Source organism: Pseudomonas sp. AO-1 (genome assembly GCF_019775695.1).
Lineage (GTDB): Bacteria > Pseudomonadota > Gammaproteobacteria > Pseudomonadales > Pseudomonadaceae > Aquipseudomonas > Aquipseudomonas parakoreensis.
In genome coordinates this window covers 3083238-3103444 of sequence record NZ_CP079947.1, presented here as the reverse complement: position 1 = coordinate 3103444, position 20207 = coordinate 3083238, and the positions used below count along the sequence as shown (strand labels likewise).

The following is a 20207-nucleotide window of genomic DNA, read 5'->3' as shown; positions in this document are numbered from 1 at the left end:
CCCTGTCAGGGAGAGATGTCTGTGGTGAGGGGATTGATCCCCGATCGGCTGCGAAGCAGTCGCAGGGCCGCTGCGCGACCCATCGGGGATAAATCCCCTCACCACAGATTCTTTTCCCACAGTTGATTATTCGAACCAACCCGTTTTGCAGGAGCAATCATGACCAGTCCAAAAAAAGCCGAGCCCGCAGCGCACGCTGAACCGTCGAGAATCCGTGAAGGCCTGCCCTTCCCGCTCGGTGCGACCTGGGATGGTCTGGGGGTCAACTTTGCGCTGTTTTCCGCCAATGCCACCAAGGTTGAGCTGTGCATCTTCGACGACGCCGGCGAAGTCGAACTCGAACGTATCGAACTGCCGGAATACACCGACGAGATCTATCACGGTTATCTGCCCGACGCCCACCCGGGGCTGATCTACGGCTACCGCGTCTATGGCCCGTATGACCCGGCCAACGGCCACCGCTTCAACCACAACAAACTGCTGATCGACCCCTATGCCAAGCAACTGGTCGGCGAGTTGAAATGGTCCGAGGCGCTGTTCGGCTACACCATCGGCCATCCCGACGCCGACCTCAGCTTCGATGAACGTGACAGCGCGCCGTTCGTGCCCAAATGCAAAGTCATCGACCCGGCGCACACCTGGGGTAACGACCATCGCGTCAGCGTGCCGTGGGACAAAACCATCATTTATGAAACCCACGTGCGCGGCATCAGCATGCGTCATCCGTCGGTGCCGGAGAACGTGCGCGGCACCTTCGCCGGGTTGATGGTCGATGATGTGCTCGAACACATCCGCAAACTCGGCGTGTCGTCGGTGGAACTGCTGCCGATTCACGCCTTCGTCAATGACCAGCACCTGCTGCACAAGGGCATGACCAACTACTGGGGTTACAACAGCATCGCCTTCTTCGCCCCCGACCCGCGCTATCTGGCCAGCGGCAAGATCGCCGAGTTCAAGGAGATGGTCGCGCACCTGCACGAAGCCAACCTGGAAGTGATCCTCGACGTGGTCTACAACCACACCGCCGAGGGCAACGAACAAGGCCCGACCCTGTCGATGCGCGGCATCGACAACGCCTCGTATTACCGGTTGATGCCGGACGACAAGCGCTACTACATCAACGATTCCGGCACCGGTAACACCCTCGACCTGAGCCACCCGTGCGTGCTGCAGATGGTCACCGACTCGCTGCGTTACTGGGCCAGCGAAATGCATGTCGACGGTTTCCGCTTCGACCTGGCAACGATTCTCGGGCGTTATCACGACGGTTTCGACGAACGCCACAGCTTCCTCGTCGCCTGCCGTCAGGACCCGGTACTGCGCCAGGTGAAAATGATCGCCGAGCCATGGGACTGCGGCCCCGGTGGCTATCAGGTTGGCAACTTCCCGCCGGGCTGGGTCGAGTGGAACGACAAGTTCCGCGACACCGTGCGCGCGTTCTGGAAAGGCGACGACGGCCAGGTTGCCGACTTCGCCAGCCGCATGACCGCGTCCGGCGAGATGTTCAACCAGCGTGGGCGACGGCCGTATTCGTCGGTGAATTTCATCACCGCCCACGACGGTTTCACCCTCAACGATCTGGTGTCTTACAACGACAAGCACAACGAGGCCAACGACGAGAACAACCAGGACGGCAGCAACAACAACCTGTCATGGAACCACGGCGTCGAAGGCCCGACCGACGATCCGGAGATCAACGCGCTGCGCCATCGGCAGATGCGCAACTTCTTCGCCACGCTGCTGCTGTCGCAAGGCACGCCGATGATCGTCGCCGGCGACGAATTCGCTCGCACGCAGGACGGCAACAACAACGCCTATTGCCAGGACAGCGAGATCGGCTGGGTCAACTGGGACCTCAGCGAAGACGGCAAGGCGCTGCTCAAGTTCGTCAAACGCCTGATCAAGTTGCGCATGGCTTATCCGATTCTGCGCCGTGGGCGTTTCCTGGTCGGCGAGTACAACGAGGACATTGGCGTCAAGGACGTCACCTGGCTGGCGCCGGATGGCACCGAGATGACCACCGAACATTGGCATGACGCGCATAACCGTTGCCTGGGCATGCTGCTCGATGGCCGTGCGCAGGAGACCGGGATCCGCCGCAAGGGTGCCGACGCGACGCTGCTGCTGGTGGTCAACGCCCATCACGACATCGTCAATTTCAGCCTGCCGGAAGTGCCGGAAGGCAGTTTCTGGACCTGCATGATCGATACCAACCAACCGGCCATTCGCGGTCAGGAGCGCTTCGAGTTCGGCCATGAATACTCGGTCACCGGCCGTTCGCTGCTGCTGTTCGAACTGCAACGCGAAGAAGAAGACTGATATGGACCTGCAGCACTATCTGGCGCGCCGCCCGCCGGACTACGCCGACACCGCCGCCCTCGGCCACTGCCTGCGAGCGTTGGTCGAAGCCGGGCTGGATCAACTGCCGTTACCGGGCAGTGGTCTTACGCTGGAGCGTTTTCAGCGTCTGGCCGAAGTCGGCGGACACGACTTGGGCTTGTGCAAACTCTATGAAGGCCACACCGACGCACTGGCGATCATCGAACAACTGGGGGGGACGCCCACGCCGGGCAGCACTTGGGGCATGTGGGCGGCGGAACCGCCGCAGGCGCGGGTGCACGTGCGACCGGCCGGGCACATGGTGCGCCTTGACGGGCGCAAGGCCTGGTGTTCCGGTGCGGCGGTGCTCAGCCACGCACTGCTCACAGCGTGGGACGCCGAAGATCGCCAGCAACTGGTGGCGGTGGGGCTCGATCAACCGGGGGTGACCATCACCGATCAGGGCTGGCAGGCAGTCGGCATGGGGGCCACCGGCAGCGTCGAAGTGCTGTTCGACGGCGTCGAAGCCCAAGCCATCGGCAGCCCTGGCGATTACCTGCAGCGCCCCGGTTTCTGGCAAGGCGGAATTGGTATTGCCGCATGCTGGTACGGCGCGGCACGGCAGATCGCCGAGGCACTGCGGCAACACTGCGCGCAACGCCAGGAGCCACACGCCCTCGCCCACCTCGGTGCGGTCGATGCGGCGTTGTACGCAGCGGCGAATGTGCTGCGTTTCAGTGCTCTGCACATTGATGCGCACCCCGAAGCCGATGCCCGACTGTTGGCCCAGCGCGCCCGCGCTGTGGTCGAACAATCCGCTGAGCAAGTGATGCGCGAGGCCGGTCGGGCGCTGGGTGCCGCTCCGTTCTGCAAGGATCGGCACTTCGCCCGATTGAGCGCCGATCTGCCGGTGTTCCTGCGCCAGAGCCATGCCGAGCGTGATCTGGCGGCCCTTGGCCAAGTGCTGGCTGAACACCCCGAGGAGGCCTGGACGCTATGAATGTCGCCAATAAACCCGATCCGATCATCGGCCACCAAGGGACTTCCCTGCTGCAATGGCAACATTCCCGGCACCTGGCGGCGCTGGACAGCGTCGATGTCCTCAGTCTGGTGCCGCCGGGCGCGCGGGCGGTGATTGTCGCCCCGCACCCGGACGATGAAGTGCTTGGCTGCGGCGGGATGTTGCAGTTACTGGCCGCCGCCGGGCGTCAGTTGCAACTGATCTCGGTCACCGATGGCAGCGCCAGTCATCCCGGCTCCGAGCGCTGGCCAGTCGAACGTCTGAGCGTGGTGCGCCCGCAGGAATCGGCGGAAGCCCTGCGTCGCCTCGGCGTGCCACTGCACCGGATGAAATGGCTGCGCGGCGGTTTCAGCGACAGCCAGGTTGCCGCGGATGAGCCGTCGCTGGTCGCGTTCATCGAACGCCACCTGCGCCCCGGCGATGTGGTGTTCAGCACTTGGTGCGAGGATGGCCATTGCGATCACGAAGCCGCCGGCCGTGCCAGTATCGAAGCCGCACGCCGGGTCGGCGCCACCTGCCACGAACTGCCGGTATGGACCTGGCACTGGGCCTCCCCCGAAGACGCCGCGGTGCCGTGGCAGCGCGCGCGCAAAATCCTGTTGTCAGCCGAGCAAGTGGCGCGCAAACGCCACGCGGTGCATGCCTTTGCCAGCCAACTGGAAGGCGACCCGCAAGCCGGGTTGCAACCGGTGCTGGCGCCGTACGTGCTGGATCGTCTGCTGCAACCCTTCGAAGTGGTGTTCCTGTGAGTGTCGATGATCGTTACTTCGAAGGCCTGTTCCGCGCCAGCGATGACCCTTGGGCGTTTCGCGAGCGCTGGTACGAACAACGCAAACGCGCGATCACCCTCGCCGCCCTGCCCCGCGCGCATTATCGGGCGATCTTCGAACCCGGTTGCGCCAATGGCGAACTCAGCGCCGAACTGGCTGGCCGCTGTGACCGTCTGCTGTGTTGCGACACCGCCAGCGCGGCGGTGAACCTGGCGCGCAACCGATTGAGCCTGTTTGACCACGCCGAAGTCCGCCAGAGTCGCCTGCCCGGCGACTGGCCGGAGGAAAAATTCGACCTGATTGTATTGAGCGAAGTCGGCTACTACCTCGATGCCCAGGATCTGACAGAAGTGATCCGGCGCATCAGCGATGCCCTGACCGCAGACGGGCAATTGCTCGCGTGCCACTGGCGCCCGTCCATCGACGGCTGCCCGCTCAATGCCCGCCAGGTGCATGACTTGATTCACGAACAATTGCCGCTGCCACGTCTGGCGCTGCATCAGGAAGCCGACTTCATCCTTGAGGTCTGGAGCCGCGAGCCGCGCTCGGTGGCCGCACTGGAGGGCCTGCGATGATCGGCATTCTGATTCCCGCGCACAACGAAGAAGACTTGCTCGAGCAGTGCCTGACAGCCGCTCTGCGTGCCAGCAAACATGGACTGCTGGCCGGTGAACCGGTGGAGGTGCTGGTGGTGCTCGACAGTTGTACCGACCGGTCGGCACAGATTGTCAGCGGCTTTCCGGTGCTGAGCCTGCACATCGACGCTCGCAACGTCGGCCAGGCCCGTGCCGCCGGCGCGCAGGTTTTGCTGGAGCGTGGTGCACGCTGGATCTCCTGCTCCGACGCCGACAGCCGCGTGGCCGACGACTGGCTGGTGGCGCAGTTGGGCCTGGGCGCCGACGCGGTATGCGGTACGGTAACCGTCGAGCACTGGGATCAATCCTTCGACGAAGCCGCGCAAATCCGCTATCACAGCCACTATCAAGCGCGTGACGGGCATCGGCACATTCACGGTGCCAACCTCGGAATCAGCGCGGACGCCTATCGTTGGGCCGGGGGGTTCAAACCTTTGGCCTGCGATGAAGATGTCCAACTGGTGCGGCAACTGGAGCTATCCGGTGCCGACATTGCCTGGAGCCATCGCCCGCAAGTGCACACCAGCGCCCGTCTGGACAGCCGAGCCCGGGGCGGATTCGGTGATTACTTGCGAAAAATGGTACAGATAGACATAAAAAAAGCGGATCAGATTGATCTGTGACGCGACGAACCGGTTTTCATGAGCAATACTCTGCTGCGCGGCAATCCAGGGTTCGGAGCGTCGCACAGCAATCCATCCGCCTTCACAGGTCGCGCGCGCCTGATTTTCCACGGTGCAGACACGCCTGAGGGCCAGACACAACAAGGACGTCATACCCATGAAACCGTTATTCCTCAGCGAACACTCGCTGCCGGCGCAGATATGGAACAGCGCTGCGCAGCTGGACAACATTCCCGTCATCAACACCCACAGCCTCGTTCCCCCCGGTGCCCGTGCCGTCGTGGTCGCCCCGCATCCGGGAGATGAAGTGGTGACCTGTGGCGGTCTCCTGCAACTGCTTTCCAGCCTCGGTCATCCGCTGCAACTGCTGTCGATCACCGACGGCAGCGCCAGCCATCCGGGTTCACGACAATGGTCGGAAAAACGCCTGAGCGTATTCCGTCCCCAGGAAAGCGTCGAAGCCCTGCGCCGGCTCGGCCTGCCGATGCACAGTCTGAAATGGGTACGCGGCGGGTTTACCGACAACGCGCTGCTCGACTGCGAGGCTGACATCACCCACTTCATCGCGCGCTACCTGCGCCCCGGCGACGTGGTGTTCAGCACCTGGCGCAACGACAGCAACGACGACCATGAAGCGGTCGGCCGTGCCAGTGCCCAAGCGGCTGCGCAAGTCGGCGCGACCTTCCATGACGTGCCGGTCTGGGCCTGGCACTGGCCGGAGCGCGAGCAGAACCTGATTCCCTGGGAACGTGCGCGCAAACTGCGACTCGACACCTGGACCGTGGCGCGCAAAAGCCACGCCACCCATGCCTATGCCAGCCAGCTCAAGGGCGAACCGGCGATCGGCATTGCGCCGATGCTGCCACGGGTGATCCTCGAGCGCATGCGCTTGCCGTACGAAATCGTCCTCATCTGAAACACTTTTCCCCTGTGGGAGCGGGCTCGCTCGCGAATAGGCAGTGTCAGGCGCTTAAATTGCTGACTGATACACCGCATTCGCGAGCAAGCCCGCTGCCACAAGGGATTTTCGTCAGGGCAGATCCAGTTTAAAAAAAAGTCTCTTGCTAAAACGCCCTGTGACACGAGGTGAGATCGACACCCCAGTATCATTGGCCGAGAATCATCCCCGGCGAAACATCTACCACTCATCGAAAACCCCTCCCGACCTGTCAGATCTGACAGTAGGCAGCTTCACTCCGTCAGGCTTTAAATCACTCAGTCCCCCAGCCCTCGACCGGAGCACCTCCCATGGCCTCATCCCCTTCCCCCGACGAGCACACCAACCTCTTGCGCGAGCTGGGCATTCCCGGGCGCACCAAGGAACCGATCTCCACCAGTCCTGATGTGTGGGGCCTGAACATTGCGGCGGTACTGGACAATTTCCCGCGCCACGGCCTGCAATGCACGGCCGGCCCCTGGGGACCCATGGGGCAAGGCGACAGCCTGGTTATTTTCTGGGGGCCCGACAATCGGGTACTGCAAAAGACCGTGGAGAAAAATGAGGTCGGCACCCAACTGCAGTTGTTCGTGGAGCCGCGGCACATCCTGGCCGGCAACTTCGATGTCTCCTACAGCGTGACCCGCCTGGGCCAGACGGCCGAGCCCTCAGAAGTGATGAAGGTGTTCGTCAAGCTCACCCGCCCCGGTGGCCATGATGACAACGAAGAACCGGGCCATTCCAAGCTGATCATGCACATTCCCCGCGAGATTCTCGAAGGTGGCATCGATAAGGACAACGTGGCCGCGGGCGTCGACATCAGGATTGAACCGTACCCGAACATTTTCTCCGGTGACGTGATCCGCCTGAGCTGGGGCGGGGTCTACGTGCTAAGCCCGCCATTGACCCAGGACCAGGTCGAAGGCAAAACCCCCATCGTCATCCATGTCGACGAAGCCACGATCCGTGACGCGGGGGACTCTGACAGCACCGGGCTGGCGGTGGCGTTCGAACTCTACGACAAGGTCGACAACCGTTCCGAGGACTGGAGTGTCGCCCAGCGAGTGGTGGTCAGTATCGACACGGCGCGCCCACTGGCGCCCCTGCTCAAGGAAACGCTGAACAACGTGCTGGATCTCGACAAGCTGGGCGATGCCAAGGGCACCGGGCAGGTCGTTGCCATGGACGGCAAGGTGTTCGCGAAGGGCGACACCGTGTTCCTCCAACTCAAAGGCACGCCGGTAGAAGGGACACCGATCGACCGCGAGCTGCCGGGCGTGATCGTGGAGAGCGTACCGAGCATCCTTGAGATACCGATCGACAATGCCCTGCTGCGCCGTTTTGCCAAGGTCCAGATGGTGCTGCTATACCGTATCCAGAAAGCCGATGGCTCGGCCGATATGTTGTCCAAAGGGCAGTTCATCAGCGTCATCGGTCAACTCCAGCGTCTCAAGGCGCCAATCGCCGAAGACGCCGAGCAAGGGGCACTCGATCCGGACCTGCCGCGCACCCGCATTGAAATCCCTTGGGATGACTCGTTCGAGGCCGGTCAGGCAATCAAACTGTTCTGGCTCGGCACCCTGCCGGATTTCACCCCGTACCTGCCCGACCTGCCATTGCGACCGATCACCCATGGCGACGTCAACGATAAAGTGTCTTTGTACATCACTGTCGACAGTGCCCATATCAAGGTTCTGGAAGGTGGCACGCTGGAGCTCTATTACCAATTGCTGAGCGACGACGGCGTACTGGCGAAGCTGGATCGCTACAGCGCGATCAATGCGATCCGCGAGTCCGAACACGCGCCGCTGCTCGCGGTCGGCGAGCCACGCCTGGAATTGCCGATGCCGAGGGTAGACGGTGTGGTCGACAACGTCCTCGACCCCGATCGCAACGGCACCACCCTGAGCGCCACCTGGCTCAATACCCTGGTCGGCGACAAGGTGACACGAGAGTGGGTGGGCTCGAAAACCGGCCCGGACAGCGACTGGATCATACTGAACTCGTTCACCGCCGGTAGAGAGGTGCCGTTCCCCATCGGCGCCGATTTGATCAAGGGCAACGAGGACGGCACGGTCCAGGCCAGGTACTTCGTCGAACGTGCGGAGGAGCGCACTCGGTATTCGCAGCCACTGGACTTCAATGTGGGCGCTCCCCAAGCGCTCGACCCGCCAACCATCACCCAGGCCGTAGACTCCAAAGGGGCAGCGATTGACAACGGCGGGACGACCGTCGATACCACGGTCACGTTGTCAGGAGCCGGGGCCAAAGGTCAGAAAGTCCAGATCAAGGATGGCACCGCCGTCAAAGGTGAGGCGACGGTTAACCTGACGACCGGCCTGTGGGAACTGACCGTGACAGGCTTGAGCGTGGCCGCTCACAGTTTCACCGCCACCGCCCTGTATGGCGAAGGAACTGTATCCACGCCGTGGACGCTGACGGTGACGGCCAGTACCGCACCGACCATCACCCAGGTCGTAGACGCCAAAGGAGTAGCGATTGCCAACGGCGGGACGACCGTCGATACCCAGGTCACGTTGTCAGGGGCCGGGGCCAAAGGTCAGAAAGTCCAGATCAAGGATGGCACCACCGTCAAAGATGAGGCGGCGGTTAACCTGACGACCGGCCTGTGGGAACTGACCGTGACGGGCTTGAGCGTGGCCGCTCACAGCTTCACCGCTATCGCCCTGTATGGCGAAGGAAAGGTATCCACGCCGTGGACGCTGACAGTGACAGCCAGTACCGCACCAACCATCACCCAGGCCGTAGACTCCAAAGGGGAAGCAATTGACAACGGAGGGACGACCGTCGACACCACGGTCACGTTGTCAGGAGCCGGGGCCAAAGGTCAGAAAGTCCAGATCAAGGATGGCACCACCGTCAAAGATGAGGCGACGGTTAACCTGACGACCGGCCTGTGGGAACTGACCGTGACGGGCTTGAGCGTGGCCACTCACAGCTTCACTGCCACTGCGCTGTATGGCAGTGGACAGGTGTCGGGATCGCGGGTCGTGGTCGTATCGCCATCAATCCCACTGAGGGAGGATTTTGAGAACAGGAGTGGTACTTATCCAAGAAGAATGGATCTTCCTACTATGACAATAGAGCGCAACCGGGGATCAGGACTATATATAGGAATTTGGACTAATAGCAGTTACGAACCACCTCTCGCTGGAAAATTTTTATTGATAAATGGTGGCGACTCCACGTCTACATTTACATTCAAGGATAATTACTCATCTATATCGTTCGATTACGCACACACACTCTACCCAGCGAAAGCTAAATTTTATGATTCCACGGATGGACTGCTAGGAGAAATAGCACTTCTAACAGAGAGCGAGTTCCAGGCGAAATCTGTTCATTTCCAAGGGAATGGCATAAGAAAAATGATTGTCACCACCACTAATTCGGCTGTTTTGTTTGATAACTTTATACTCACCCCCTAACCTTATAAAAAGTAACAGACATTGAAACTACAGGGGCGGCTAAAATACCCGCCCCTGTCCTTCTTTCGCACTCAGGGAATAAACTAAAGTTGCAAATACAATATAGCCTGACGGATTTATTTAATGACAATAGCAAGCAAGTTCACGCCTACAAGAAATCTTTGCCGGGTACTTAACCTGTGACCAACGCAGATCCCAAGCAGGCCTTCGCCTGCTCGCGATGTAACTACAACGGCTGGCGCCTAATCCTCTGGCACAACATTATCCAGCGCCTGATTCACCGCCAGCTCCCCCAGCATCACCACCTGCGCGATGCCCAACGCCGTATGACGGCTCGGCCCTTCGAGCGTGCCGGCGAAATCGCCGAGCATGACCGTGGCCGACGCCAGGGATTCGCAGGCGTTGGCCAGCAGCGATTCGGTATCGGTTTGCGGGTTGACCAGGAACATGCTGCTGGGGGTGTACGGTGTGGCCATGATGTGTGCGGGCGCGAGGTAATGGTCGAGGGCGCGTTCGGCGGCTTCGTGGAGTTTTCTGGAGTTGAGGGATTCGTACGACGATACCGATTCTGTGATCGGCGGATTGGGTGGGGTTTCGGACATCAGTTGGAACTCCGATCGAGGCATTTTGAATGAATGATGACCTGTAGGCGCTGCCGCAGGCTGCGATCTTTTGATCCTGTTTTTAAACGCAACATCAAAAGATCGCAGCCTGCGGCAGCTCCTACAGGGATGCCCGACTATTGAGGCACGCGGCGGCCGTCCAGTACTCGGTTGACCATCAGTTCACTGAGCATGATCACCTGATGCAGCATCAGCATGGCCCGGCGCTGTGGGTGGTCGACGGTGTCGCTGATGTCGCGGGCCATGTCGCTGGCGGCGGCTAATGATTCGCAGGCTTCGACGAGCAAGGTTTCTTCGTCCACGGAGGGGTCGATGAGGAAGATTCTGTTCGCCTTGCATGACGAGGCTGAAGGGATCGAGATCTTCAGTGCGCCGGGGTTGAGGTAGAAATTGATGGCGCGGTCGGTGGCCGCTTTTATCTTCTGCGGGTCGAGGGCTGGGTCGTACGGGATTGAGGTGTCCGGGGGGTTGGGTGTGGCTTTGAACATGGATGAAACTCCGTATCGAGAAATAGGAGCCATCACCCTCGCTACCAAACGATGGGTGGCGGCCATGCGCGGGTTGGTAGACCGGTCGATACGGAACCCGGCGCTCACGAATGAGCCCCACGCATGCCCACCATAAAACTGAGCCCCAAAAAGAGGCTACATAAGGTGACGCCATACGACCGTACCGAAATGGGCTACCAAACCCGATCACTGTTTTCCAGTGACAGGGAAACGATAAGCCCAACGCATAGCCGTGTAAGCCGGCGGATTCTGGCGCACGCGTAGGTAACGGCGCAAGGCGTTGTAGCCGGTATGGCGTAACGGTTCGTGTACTTTAAACGTGGCTGCGGGTTTACGTTTATGTCCGAGGACTGCTCGGTTTTTTGATGTTGTCGGGTCGAGCGCATTCGCGAGCAGGCTCGCTCCCACAGGTTTCCTGGCGGCTCGGGGGATTCGTGTTACGGCCTGAGGCATCTGGAAGGAACTGCCCGCGCACAGACCAGTCGCATGAACAGGAAGCCGTTTTTTCAGAGGAGTGAACGTGTCCAGCGATCCCGAGCGTCACGTCGTCGACGCACCCGTCATCCATCGCCTGCGCGTGCTGACGGTCAATACCCACAAGGGCTTCACCGCCCTCAATCGGCGCTTCATCTTGCCGGAACTGCGCGAAGCGGTCCGCAGCACCTCGGCCGATCTGGTGTTTCTGCAGGAGGTAGTGGGCGAACACGAGCGCCATTCCAATCGTTACAACGAATGGCCGCAAACCTCGCAATACGAATTTCTTGCCGACAGCATGTGGAGCGATTTTGCCTACGGACGCAACGCGGTTTACCCCGATGGTCACCACGGCAATGCCCTGCTGTCAAAATACCCGATCCGCGAATACCGCAATCTCGACGTGTCGATCACCGGCCCCGAGCGCCGTGGCTTGCTGCATTGCGTACTGGACGTGCCGGGCCACGCCGAAGTCCACGCCATCTGCGTGCATTTGAGTTTGCTGGAAAGCCATCGCCAGTTGCAGTTGCAGCTGCTTTGCCAGTTGCTCGAATCCTTGCCCGAGGACGCGCCGGTGATCATTGCCGGCGACTTCAACGACTGGCAATTGCAAGGCAATGCCGCCCTCGCCCGCCGCGATTACTTGCACGAAGCGTTCGAACGCCACCATGGCCGTCCAGCCAAGACCTATCCAGCGCGTTTTCCATTGCTGCGCCTGGACCGCATCTACCTACGCAATGCCAGCAGCCACGACCCGCAGATCCTCGGCAACAAACCGTGGACGCACCTGTCGGACCACTTGCCATTGGCGGTGGAAGTGCACCTGTAATCCTGCTGCGGCAGCGATCCCCGGATCACCGAAAACGCCTGTGGGAGCAGGCTTGCCCGCGATGACGGCGGATCAGGCAACAGAGATGTTGAATGTTCCGACCTCTTCGCGGGCAAGCCCGCTCCCACAGGGTTAGCAGTGGCTGGACTAGCCCTCCGGCTTGAGAATCAACACCGCCAGCGGCGGCAGATTCAGTTCCAGCGACAGCGACTGCCCATGGCTCGGCACCTCTTCGGTAAACGCCCCGCCGCCATTGCCATAGTTGGACCCGGCGTAGGTGTCGGCATCGCTGTTGAGCAATTCATTCCAGCGTCCGGCAAACGGCACGCCGACGCGGTACGACTGACGCGGCACCGGGGTGAAGTTGGCGACCACCAGCACCGGTTTGCCGTCCTTGCTCCAGCGCAGCCACGCGTACACGCTATTGATCGCGTCATCACCGATCAACCACTGGAAGCCCTGCGGCGCATCGTCCTGATCGTGCAGCGCCGGTTCTTCGCGATACAGGCGATTGAGGTCGCCGACCAGTTTCTGCACGCCTTTGTGTTCCGAGTATTGCAGCAGGTACCAGTCCAGTTGCTGATCGTGGTTCCACTCGCGCCACTGGCCAAATTCGCAGCCCATGAACAACAGCTTCTTGCCCGGGTGAGTCCACATGAAACTCAGATAGGCGCGCAGGTTGGCAAATTTCTGCCAGCGGTCGCCGGGCATCTTGTCGATCAACGAGTGCTTGCCGTGCACCACCTCGTCGTGGGAGATCGGCAGGATGAAGCGCTCGGACCAGGCGTAGACCAGACCGAAACTCAGTTCGTTGTGGTGGTGCGCGCGGTACACCGGGTCCTGCTGAATGTAATGCAGCGAATCGTGCATCCAGCCCATGTTCCATTTGTAAGCGAAACCGAGGCCACCCTGCTGGGTGCTCTGGCTGACGCCCGGCCAGGCGGTGGACTCTTCGGCAATCACCAGCGCGCCCGGCGCCTCCAGCTCGACCACATCGTTCAAGTGCCGGAGGAAATCGATCGCCTCAAGGTTCTCGCGCCCGCCGTGGCGGTTCGGAATCCACTCGCCGGCCTTGCGCGAATAGTCGCGATACAGCATCGAGGCCACCGCATCGACGCGCAGGCCATCCACGTGAAAATGCTTCAACCAGTGCAGCGCCGACGCCAGCATGTAGCCGTGCACTTCGGTGCGCCCCAAGTTGTAGATCAGCGTGTCCCAGTCCTGATGGAAGCCTTCCAGCGGGTTGCCATATTCGTACAACGCCGTGCCGTCGAACTGCGCCAGGCCATGGGTATCGGTAGGAAAATGCGCTGGCACCCAGTCGAGGATCACCCCGATTCCGGCCTGGTGACAGGCGTTGACGAACTCGCCGAACTGCTCGGGCGTGCCGTATCGCGCGCTCGGGGCGAATTGCGAGAGCAGTTGATAGCCCCACGAACCGCCAAACGGGTGCTCCATGATCGGCATCAGTTCGATGTGGGTGAAGCCCAGTTCCTTGACATAAGGAATCAGCCGCTCGGCCAGCTCCGGCCAGGTGTACTGACGGGCGACTTCGCCCAGATCGTCCAGTTCACACTGCCACGATCCGGCGTGCAGCTCATAGATCGACAGCGGCTGCGAATGCTGTTGCCGTTCGCGACGACCGCTCATCCATTCCTGATCCTGCCAGTCGACTTGCAGCGGCGCGGCTACTTTCGACGCGGTGTCCGGCGGCAGGCTGGTGGCCAGCGCCATCGGGTCAGCCTTCAGCGGCAGAATGCCGTGGGCGCCGAGGATCTCGTATTTGTACAACTCCCCCGCTTGCAGGCGCGGAATGAACAACTCCCAGACCCCGGATGGATGGCGCAGGCGCATCGGATGGCGGCGCCCGTCCCAGACGTTGAAATCGCCGACCACCGAGACGCGCCGGGCGTTCGGCGCCCACACGGCGAAACGCACGCCGTCAACGCCATCGACGGTCTTCAGTTGCGCGCCGAGGCAACTGCTCAGATCGCGGTGATTGCCTTCGGCGAACAGATACAAATCCATTTCGCCGAGCAACTGACCAAAGCTATAGGGATCTTCCGCCACTTGCTCGCCGCCGGCCCAGCGCGTGCGCAGCAGATAGGGCCGGGCCTGGGCGAAGTGCCCGACAAACAGCCCCGGGGTTTCGGTGGCGGTCAGTTCGCCACGTTCTTCACCGCTGTCCTTGTCCAGCACTTCAACTTTCAACGCACCCGGCAAATAGGCGCGGATGAACTGCCCGCCGGCACCATCACCGTGCGGGCCGAGAATGGAAAACGGGTCGTGATGTTCCGCACGCACCAACGCGTCGATGTCTTGCGCCGTCGGCAATAACGCTTCTTTAGCGTGACCCTGTTCCTTGTTCGAGACACTCATGACTACTCTCCACCAAGATCGGAAAAGGGTTTAAGCCCCGTCAATAACCCATACAAACCGTGCAACGGCACGGGCAGCCACGTGGGGCGATTTTCGGCTTCATAGGCCACTTCATAGGCCGCTTTCTCCAGGCCGAACAGCGCGAGCGCTGCGTCGGCACCCGCAGGATCCTGCCAGGCATGATCAAGACTAGCCGCCGCTTGGCGATATGCCTGAACAAATGCCTCGCGCGCCTCACGCAGGTAGCGCTCGGCAACCCGATGCCGGGCCGCTTCCGACTCGGCACTGTGATCGACGTTATGCACGTTGATGGTCATGGCCGCCGCGTAATCGAAGGACCGCAGCACGCCGCTGACGTCCTTGTACGGACTGTGTTTGCCGCGCCGTTCGTGCAGCGGCCGCGCCGGTTCACCTTCGAAGTCGATCAGATAGGCATCGCCCTTGATCACCAGCACTTGGCCCAGGTGCAGGTCACCGTGGACCCGAATGCGCAGGCCGCCCACGGCTTTTTGCGCGAGCTCCTGCACATGGCCGAGGATGATTTTTTTGTTGTCCAGCAGCCGCGCGACCATTTTCTGATCTGCCGCGCTCAGATGACTTTGATGTTGCTTGAGCAGCTTCAACGCATGCTCGACCTGCGCGGCAACGTCCTTGCCGGTGGCTTGGGCGTCTTTGGCGCTGGTGTTTTGCGGGGCGAAATCGGGATTGTCGCTCGGCGCCGCGAGCACTTGATGCATTTCGCCCAGACGCTGGCCGAGCATGCCGGCAAAGTCCTTGAGCTCACCGAGGGCGTTGTAATGCTGTTCCTGCTCGGACATGGCGTCGGCCAGTTCATCGCGCAGCGCCCGTTCGAGGTTGTTCTGCGTCCATTCCCAGGCATCGCCCTGATTGCTCAGATAGCCTTGGGCGATCATCAGCAGATTGTCTTCGCCTTGGGCATCACGGCGAATCACCGAACCCAGCAGCGGCGAGATGTTCTCGAACCCGGCCTCGGTCAGGTAGGCGCTCATTTCCAGCTCCGGGTGCACCCCCGAGGCGACTTTGCGGATCAGTTTCAGCACCAGACTATTGCCGATCACCACCGAACTGTTCGACTGCTCGGCCGACAGATAACGCACCTCGGATTCAGCGCCGAGGCCAAGTTTTTCCAGCTGCGCGGTCGGCGTGAAACGAATCTCGCCCTGTTCGGAGTTAAGCACGGTGCTGCTCTGCATGCCCTGCAGCACGGCGTGCACAAACGTTTCGAGGCTGAACGCATCAGTGATCAGCCCCACCTGACGTCCGCGGCGTACCCGGGACAAGGCCAATTGCTGCGGCAGCGCCGCCCCGACCTGGTCTTCCGAAATAAACCCGAACGGCAGTTGATAGCGACTGGTCTGCCCGGCGCTGGTGACTTCGATCTCGCTGAGCAGCACCGGATGCTGGGCATCGCCGAAGCGCACACCGTAGGCCAGATTGACCTGCTCGATGGCCGCGTCCTTGCCGGCGAACCAGCGGCGGTTCTGCAGCCAGCTCGGCAAGACGCTCTGCTCCAGAGTGTTGCGGGTCGGCGCTTCAAGCAGTTCTTCCATGCGTTTTTTCAGCACCAGCGTGGTGAAGTCGGGCAGGCTCTGCGCCGGTTCCACGTGCCAGCTCGGCATCTGGTTTTCTGCAGCCAGGGCGAACCAGTAGAAACCGTACGGCGCCAGGGTCAGGAGGAAGTTCAACTGGCCGATGGGCGGGAACGCGTTACCGCCAAGCATCTCCACCGGGACCATGCCGACGTACGCAGAAAGATCCAGCTCCGCCGCTTGCGCGCTGCGCGAGACGTTGGCCACGCAAAGAATGATTTCGTGCTTGCCGTCAGCGTCGGTGAACTCGCGGGTGTAGGCCAGGATGCGTCGGTTGCTCGGCGAGAGCATCTTCAGCGTGCCGCGCCCGAAGGCTTTGGACTGCTTGCGCACGGCGAGCATGCGCCGCGTCCAGTTGAGCAGCGAATGCGGATCACCGGCCTGGGTTTCGACGTTCACCGACAGGTAACCGTATTGCGGGTCCATGATCGGTGGCAGCACCAGGCTCGCCGGATCGGCGCGGGAGAAACCGCCGTTGCGATCGATTGACCATTGCATCGGCGTACGCACACCGTCGCGGTCGCCGAGGTAGATGTTGTCGCCCATGCCGATTTCGTCGCCGTAATACAGGGTCGGCGTGCCGGGCATCGACAGCAGCAGGCTGTTGAGCAACTCGACGCGGCGACGATCACGCTCCATCAACGGTGCCAGACGCCGACGAATGCCAAGGTTGATCCGCGCGCGGCGGTCAGCGGCGTAGTAGTTCCACAGGTAGTCGCGCTCCTTGTCGGTGACCATCTCTAGCGTCAGCTCATCGTGATTGCGCAGGAAAATTGCCCACTGACAATTGGCGGGAATTTCCGGGGTTTGCCGCAGAATGTCGGTGATCGGGAAGCGATCTTCCTGGGCCAGCGCCATGTACATGCGCGGCATCAGCGGGAAGTGAAAGGCCATGTGGCATTCGTCACCGTTGACGCCCTCGGCATCGGTGTCACCGAAGTACAGCTGGGTGTCTTCCGGCCATTGGTTGGCCTCAGCCAGCAGCATACGGTCCGGGTAATTGGCATCGATCTCGGCACGGATCTGCTTGAGGACGTCGTGGGTCTCGGGCAGGTTTTCATTGTTGGTGCCGTCGCGTTCGATCAGGTACGGAATGGCGTCGAGACGCAGGCCGTCAATGCCCATGTCCAGCCAGTAGCGCATCACCGACAGCACGGCTTTCATCACTTGCGGGTTGTCGAAGTTGAGGTCGGGCTGGTGCGAATAGAAGCGGTGCCAGAAGTATTGGCCGGCGACCGGGTCCCAGGTCCAGTTGGACTTTTCGGTGTCGAGGAAGATGATCCGGGTGCCGTCGTACTTCTGATCGTCATCCGACCACACATAGAAGTCCCGCGCCGCCGAGCCGGGTTTGGCCTTGCGCGCCCGCTGGAACCACGGGTGCTGATCCGAGGTGTGGTTGATGACCAGCTCGGTGATCACCCGCAAGCCACGTTTGTGCGCCTCGGCGATGAAGCGCTTGGCGTCGGCCATGGTCCCGTAGTCGCTGTGCACGCCGCGGTATTCGGCGATGTCGTAACCGTCATCGCGACGTGGCGACGGGTAGAACGGCAACAGCCAGATGGTGTTGACGCCGAGTTCGGCGATGTAATCGAGTTTGGCGATCAGGCCGGGAAAGTCGCCGATCCCGTCATTGTTGGAGTCGAAAAACGATTTGACGTGAACTTGATAGATCACCGCATCCTTGTACCAGAGCGGGTCTTTGATGAAGGTGGCTGCCTTGGGTTTCTTCGCCATGTGAAACTCCTGTTCAATTCTGTCAGACCACACGTTTGCCCTGTGATGAGGGGCTCTGTGGTGAGGGGATTCATCCCCGATGGGCTGCGAAGCGGCCCTGCTTTTATTCAGTTTTACGCGGTTGTTTTTTGTGGCTGCTGCGCAGCCAGTCGGGGATAAATCCCCTCACCACAAGTTTTTGAGCAAGGTCTTACGCGGCAGTAATCCGCCAGATCCCGAACGGCTGGTACGCCGGATCGATGCGCATGAACTGATACTTGCCATGCCAGTCCCAGCGATGCCCGTTCATCAAGTCCTCACCGTGGGTGGTTGCGTCGTCGGGCAGGCCCATCTCCCACAGCGGCAGTTCGAAATTGGCTTCCTGCACGTTGTGCGGATCGAGGCTCACCGCCACCAGAATGAAATTGCTGCCGTCAAAGCTGCGCTTGCCGAAATACAGAATGTTGTCGTTCCAGGCGTTGTAGATTTTCAGGCCCAGGTGCGTGTGCAGCGCCGGGTTCTGCCGGCGGATGCGATTGAGCTGGGCGATTTCGGCAATGATGTTGCCCGGTGCATTGAAGTCGCGGACGCGGATCTCGTACTTCTCCGAATCAAGGTATTCCTCCTTGCCCGGCACCGGCGCCGATTCGCACAGTTCATAACCGGAATACATGCCCCACAGGCCCGAACCCATGGTCGCCAGCGCCGCACGGATGAGAAAACCCGGACGCCCCGATTCATGCAGGAACGCCGGGTTGATGTCCGGCGTATTGACGAAGAAGTTCGGCCGGTAGCATTCACGCCATGGCGACTCGTTGAGTTCAGTGAAGTAGGTCGCCAGCTCGGACTTGGTGTTACGCCAGGTGAAATAGGTGTAGCTCTGGCTGTAACCGACCTTGCCCAGACGCGCCATCATCGCCGGCGTGGTGAACGCCTCGGCGAGGAAGATCACTTCCGGGTGCAGTGCCCGCACATCGGCAATCAGCCATTGCCAGAACGGCAGCGGCTTGGTGTGCGGATTGTCGACGCGAAAGATCTTCACGCCTTCGTTGACCCAGCCGACCACGATATCGCGCAGCTCGACCCACAGACTGGGGATCGCGTCCGGCGCATAGAAGTCGACGTTGACGATGTCCTGGTATTTCTTCGGCGGGTTTTCCGCGTATTTGATCGTGCCGTCCGGGCGCCAGTTGAACCAGCCCGGATGCTGCTTGAGCCACGGGTGATCCTGGGAACACTGAATGGCAAAATCGAGGGCGATTTCCAGACCATGCTCAGCGGCAGCGGCCACCAGTCGGCGGAAGTCTTCGCGGGTGCCGAGCTGCGAGTGAATCGCCTCATGGCCACCCTCCTCGCTTCCGATCGCGTACGGACTACCGGGATCATCGGGACCTGCGGTGAGGGAATTGTTGCGGCCCTTGCGGTGGGCGCGGCCGATCGGGTGAATCGGCGTGAAGTACAGCACGTCAAACCCCATGTCCTGAATCATCGGCAGACGCGCGTGCACGTCGTTGAAGGTGCCGTGACGCTTGGGATCATCGGTGATCGAGCGCGGAAACAGCTCATACCAACTGGCAAACTCGGCCAGTTCCCGTTCGACGTCCACCGGGAATTCGGCGCTCAGGCTCAGATAGGCACGGTGATCGGCCTGCGCCATCAATTGCGCACTGCGCGAGTGCAGGAACAGCGCCACCTGCTCGGTTTCGAGCAGACCGGACAATTCATGATGCAAGGCGGCGAGTTGTTCGCTGAGCTGACCGTCGCTGCGCTCGGCGGCCTGCTGCACCATGGTGCGGCCTTCCTGCAGTTCGAGCGACACCGGGACGGCGGCGTTGTGCTTTTTCTCCAGTTCGTACTGGAAACTGGCGAAGTGATCGATCCACGCTTCAATGCAATACAGGTAGCGACCCTGGCGTTCGGGACGAAACTGCCCCTGCCAACTGTTATTGCCCAACTCGTTCATCACCTCGCTGTGCCAGCTCTCTTCGCCCTCCGCACGCCAGCGGATGCGCACCGCCAGCTTGTCGTGGCCGTCGGCAAAGACCTTGCTGGTGACGATCACGTCACGCTCGACGATCGACTTGACGGCAAACTGCCCGCCATCGAGGGTCGGCATGGTGTTTTCGATCACGATGCGCGGCAGCAGTAACGCCTGCGACAGCGGCATATGCGGGTTATAGCTCTGCTCTGAAGGTTTTTCAGCGGACATCGAGCCTCTCTCCTTTACGCCCCAAGGACGCTCTTGTGCCGGATCCGTGTCCACAAGGAGGCACCGGCCCCGACATGAACTCACTTAGGTTCCGAGCGACCGGCGCG

Annotated in this window: 13 protein-coding genes; 8 read left to right on the top strand and 5 right to left on the bottom strand. The window is 61.1% G+C overall.

The window, feature by feature from the left end:
- The first annotated feature begins 159 nt into the window (after positions 1-159).
- From glgX to KVQ82_RS14170, 7 genes are all read left to right on the top strand, one after another.
- Positions 160-2319, top strand: a complete 2160-nt coding sequence (glgX, locus tag KVQ82_RS14200) for a glycogen debranching protein GlgX (protein ID WP_041067046.1) — start codon at positions 160-162, stop codon at positions 2317-2319.
- A 1-nt stretch (position 2320) separates the two neighbouring features.
- On the top strand, positions 2321-3319 hold the full coding sequence (locus KVQ82_RS14195; protein ID WP_222019216.1) for an acyl-CoA dehydrogenase family protein: 999 nt from the start codon (positions 2321-2323) through the stop codon (positions 3317-3319).
- Positions 3316-4089 carry a PIG-L deacetylase family protein gene (locus KVQ82_RS14190; protein ID WP_222019215.1) on the top strand — a complete coding sequence of 258 codons (774 nt, stop codon included), beginning with the start codon at positions 3316-3318 and terminating at the stop codon, positions 4087-4089. Before KVQ82_RS14195 ends, KVQ82_RS14190 begins: the two co-directional genes overlap by 4 nt.
- Positions 4086-4685 (top strand): SAM-dependent methyltransferase, encoded by a 600-nt coding sequence (locus tag KVQ82_RS14185; protein WP_222019214.1) that lies wholly within the window; start codon positions 4086-4088, stop codon positions 4683-4685. The genes KVQ82_RS14190 and KVQ82_RS14185 overlap by 4 nt, the downstream gene beginning before the upstream one ends.
- Positions 4682-5368, top strand: coding sequence for a glycosyltransferase family 2 protein (locus KVQ82_RS14180; protein ID WP_041067035.1), 687 nt, complete (start codon positions 4682-4684; stop codon positions 5366-5368). The genes KVQ82_RS14185 and KVQ82_RS14180 overlap by 4 nt, the downstream gene beginning before the upstream one ends.
- A 157-nt stretch (positions 5369-5525) precedes the next feature.
- Positions 5526-6284 carry a PIG-L deacetylase family protein gene (locus tag KVQ82_RS14175; protein WP_041067032.1) on the top strand — a complete coding sequence of 253 codons (759 nt, stop codon included), beginning with the start codon at positions 5526-5528 and terminating at the stop codon, positions 6282-6284.
- A 332-nt stretch (positions 6285-6616) separates the two neighbouring features.
- Positions 6617-9754: an Ig-like domain-containing protein gene (locus KVQ82_RS14170; protein WP_222019213.1), complete on the top strand. Its 3138-nt coding sequence runs from the start codon at positions 6617-6619 to the stop codon at positions 9752-9754.
- 242 nt (positions 9755-9996) lie between these two features.
- Here the strand turns inward: KVQ82_RS14170 and KVQ82_RS14165 are convergent, their stop codons facing one another.
- Complete coding sequence (locus KVQ82_RS14165; protein WP_222019212.1) at positions 9997-10356, bottom strand: DUF6124 family protein; 360 nt, start codon at positions 10354-10356, stop codon at positions 9997-9999.
- A 137-nt stretch (positions 10357-10493) separates the two neighbouring features.
- Positions 10494-10865 (bottom strand): DUF6124 family protein, encoded by a 372-nt coding sequence (locus tag KVQ82_RS14160; RefSeq protein WP_222019211.1) that lies wholly within the window; start codon positions 10863-10865, stop codon positions 10494-10496.
- Positions 10866-11406: 541 nt separating this feature from the next.
- Between KVQ82_RS14160 and KVQ82_RS14155 the strand changes: the two genes are divergently transcribed.
- A complete protein-coding gene (locus KVQ82_RS14155) occupies positions 11407-12189 on the top strand; it encodes an endonuclease/exonuclease/phosphatase family protein (protein WP_041067024.1) in 783 nt (260 codons plus the stop codon).
- Positions 12190-12336: 147 nt separating this feature from the next.
- Here the strand turns inward: KVQ82_RS14155 and glgB are convergent, their stop codons facing one another.
- From glgB to KVQ82_RS14140, 3 genes are all read right to left on the bottom strand, one after another.
- A complete protein-coding gene (glgB, locus tag KVQ82_RS14150; RefSeq protein WP_198759914.1) occupies positions 12337-14568 on the bottom strand; it encodes a 1,4-alpha-glucan branching protein GlgB in 2232 nt (743 codons plus the stop codon).
- A gap of 2 nt (positions 14569-14570) precedes the next feature.
- Positions 14571-17912 carry a maltose alpha-D-glucosyltransferase gene (treS, locus tag KVQ82_RS14145; protein WP_222019210.1) on the bottom strand — a complete coding sequence of 1114 codons (3342 nt, stop codon included), beginning with the start codon at positions 17910-17912 and terminating at the stop codon, positions 14571-14573.
- A 190-nt stretch (positions 17913-18102) separates the two neighbouring features.
- Positions 18103-20100, bottom strand: coding sequence for an alpha-1,4-glucan--maltose-1-phosphate maltosyltransferase (locus tag KVQ82_RS14140; protein WP_222019209.1), 1998 nt, complete (start codon positions 20098-20100; stop codon positions 18103-18105).
- Positions 20101-20207: the final 107 nt, after the last annotated feature.

Bases quoted from the DNA above. Each gene is read 5' to 3' on its own strand.
- glgX (WP_041067046.1), top strand. From the start codon at position 160: ATGACCAGTCCAAAAAAAGCCGAGCCCGCAGCGCACGCTGAACCGTCG.
- KVQ82_RS14195 (WP_222019216.1), top strand. From the start codon at position 2,321: ATGGACCTGCAGCACTATCTGGCGCGCCGCCCGCCGGACTACGCCGAC.
- KVQ82_RS14190 (WP_222019215.1), top strand. From the start codon at position 3,316: ATGAATGTCGCCAATAAACCCGATCCGATCATCGGCCACCAAGGGACT.
- KVQ82_RS14180 (WP_041067035.1), top strand. From the start codon at position 4,682: ATGATCGGCATTCTGATTCCCGCGCACAACGAAGAAGACTTGCTCGAG.
- KVQ82_RS14175 (WP_041067032.1), top strand. From the start codon at position 5,526: ATGAAACCGTTATTCCTCAGCGAACACTCGCTGCCGGCGCAGATATGG.
- KVQ82_RS14170 (WP_222019213.1), top strand. From the start codon at position 6,617: ATGGCCTCATCCCCTTCCCCCGACGAGCACACCAACCTCTTGCGCGAG.
- KVQ82_RS14165 (WP_222019212.1), bottom strand. From the start codon at position 10,356: ATGTCCGAAACCCCACCCAATCCGCCGATCACAGAATCGGTATCGTCG.
- KVQ82_RS14160 (WP_222019211.1), bottom strand. From the start codon at position 10,865: ATGTTCAAAGCCACACCCAACCCCCCGGACACCTCAATCCCGTACGAC.
- glgB (WP_198759914.1), bottom strand. From the start codon at position 14,568: ATGAGTGTCTCGAACAAGGAACAGGGTCACGCTAAAGAAGCGTTATTG.
- treS (WP_222019210.1), bottom strand. From the start codon at position 17,912: ATGGCGAAGAAACCCAAGGCAGCCACCTTCATCAAAGACCCGCTCTGG.
- KVQ82_RS14140 (WP_222019209.1), bottom strand. From the start codon at position 20,100: ATGTCCGCTGAAAAACCTTCAGAGCAGAGCTATAACCCGCATATGCCG.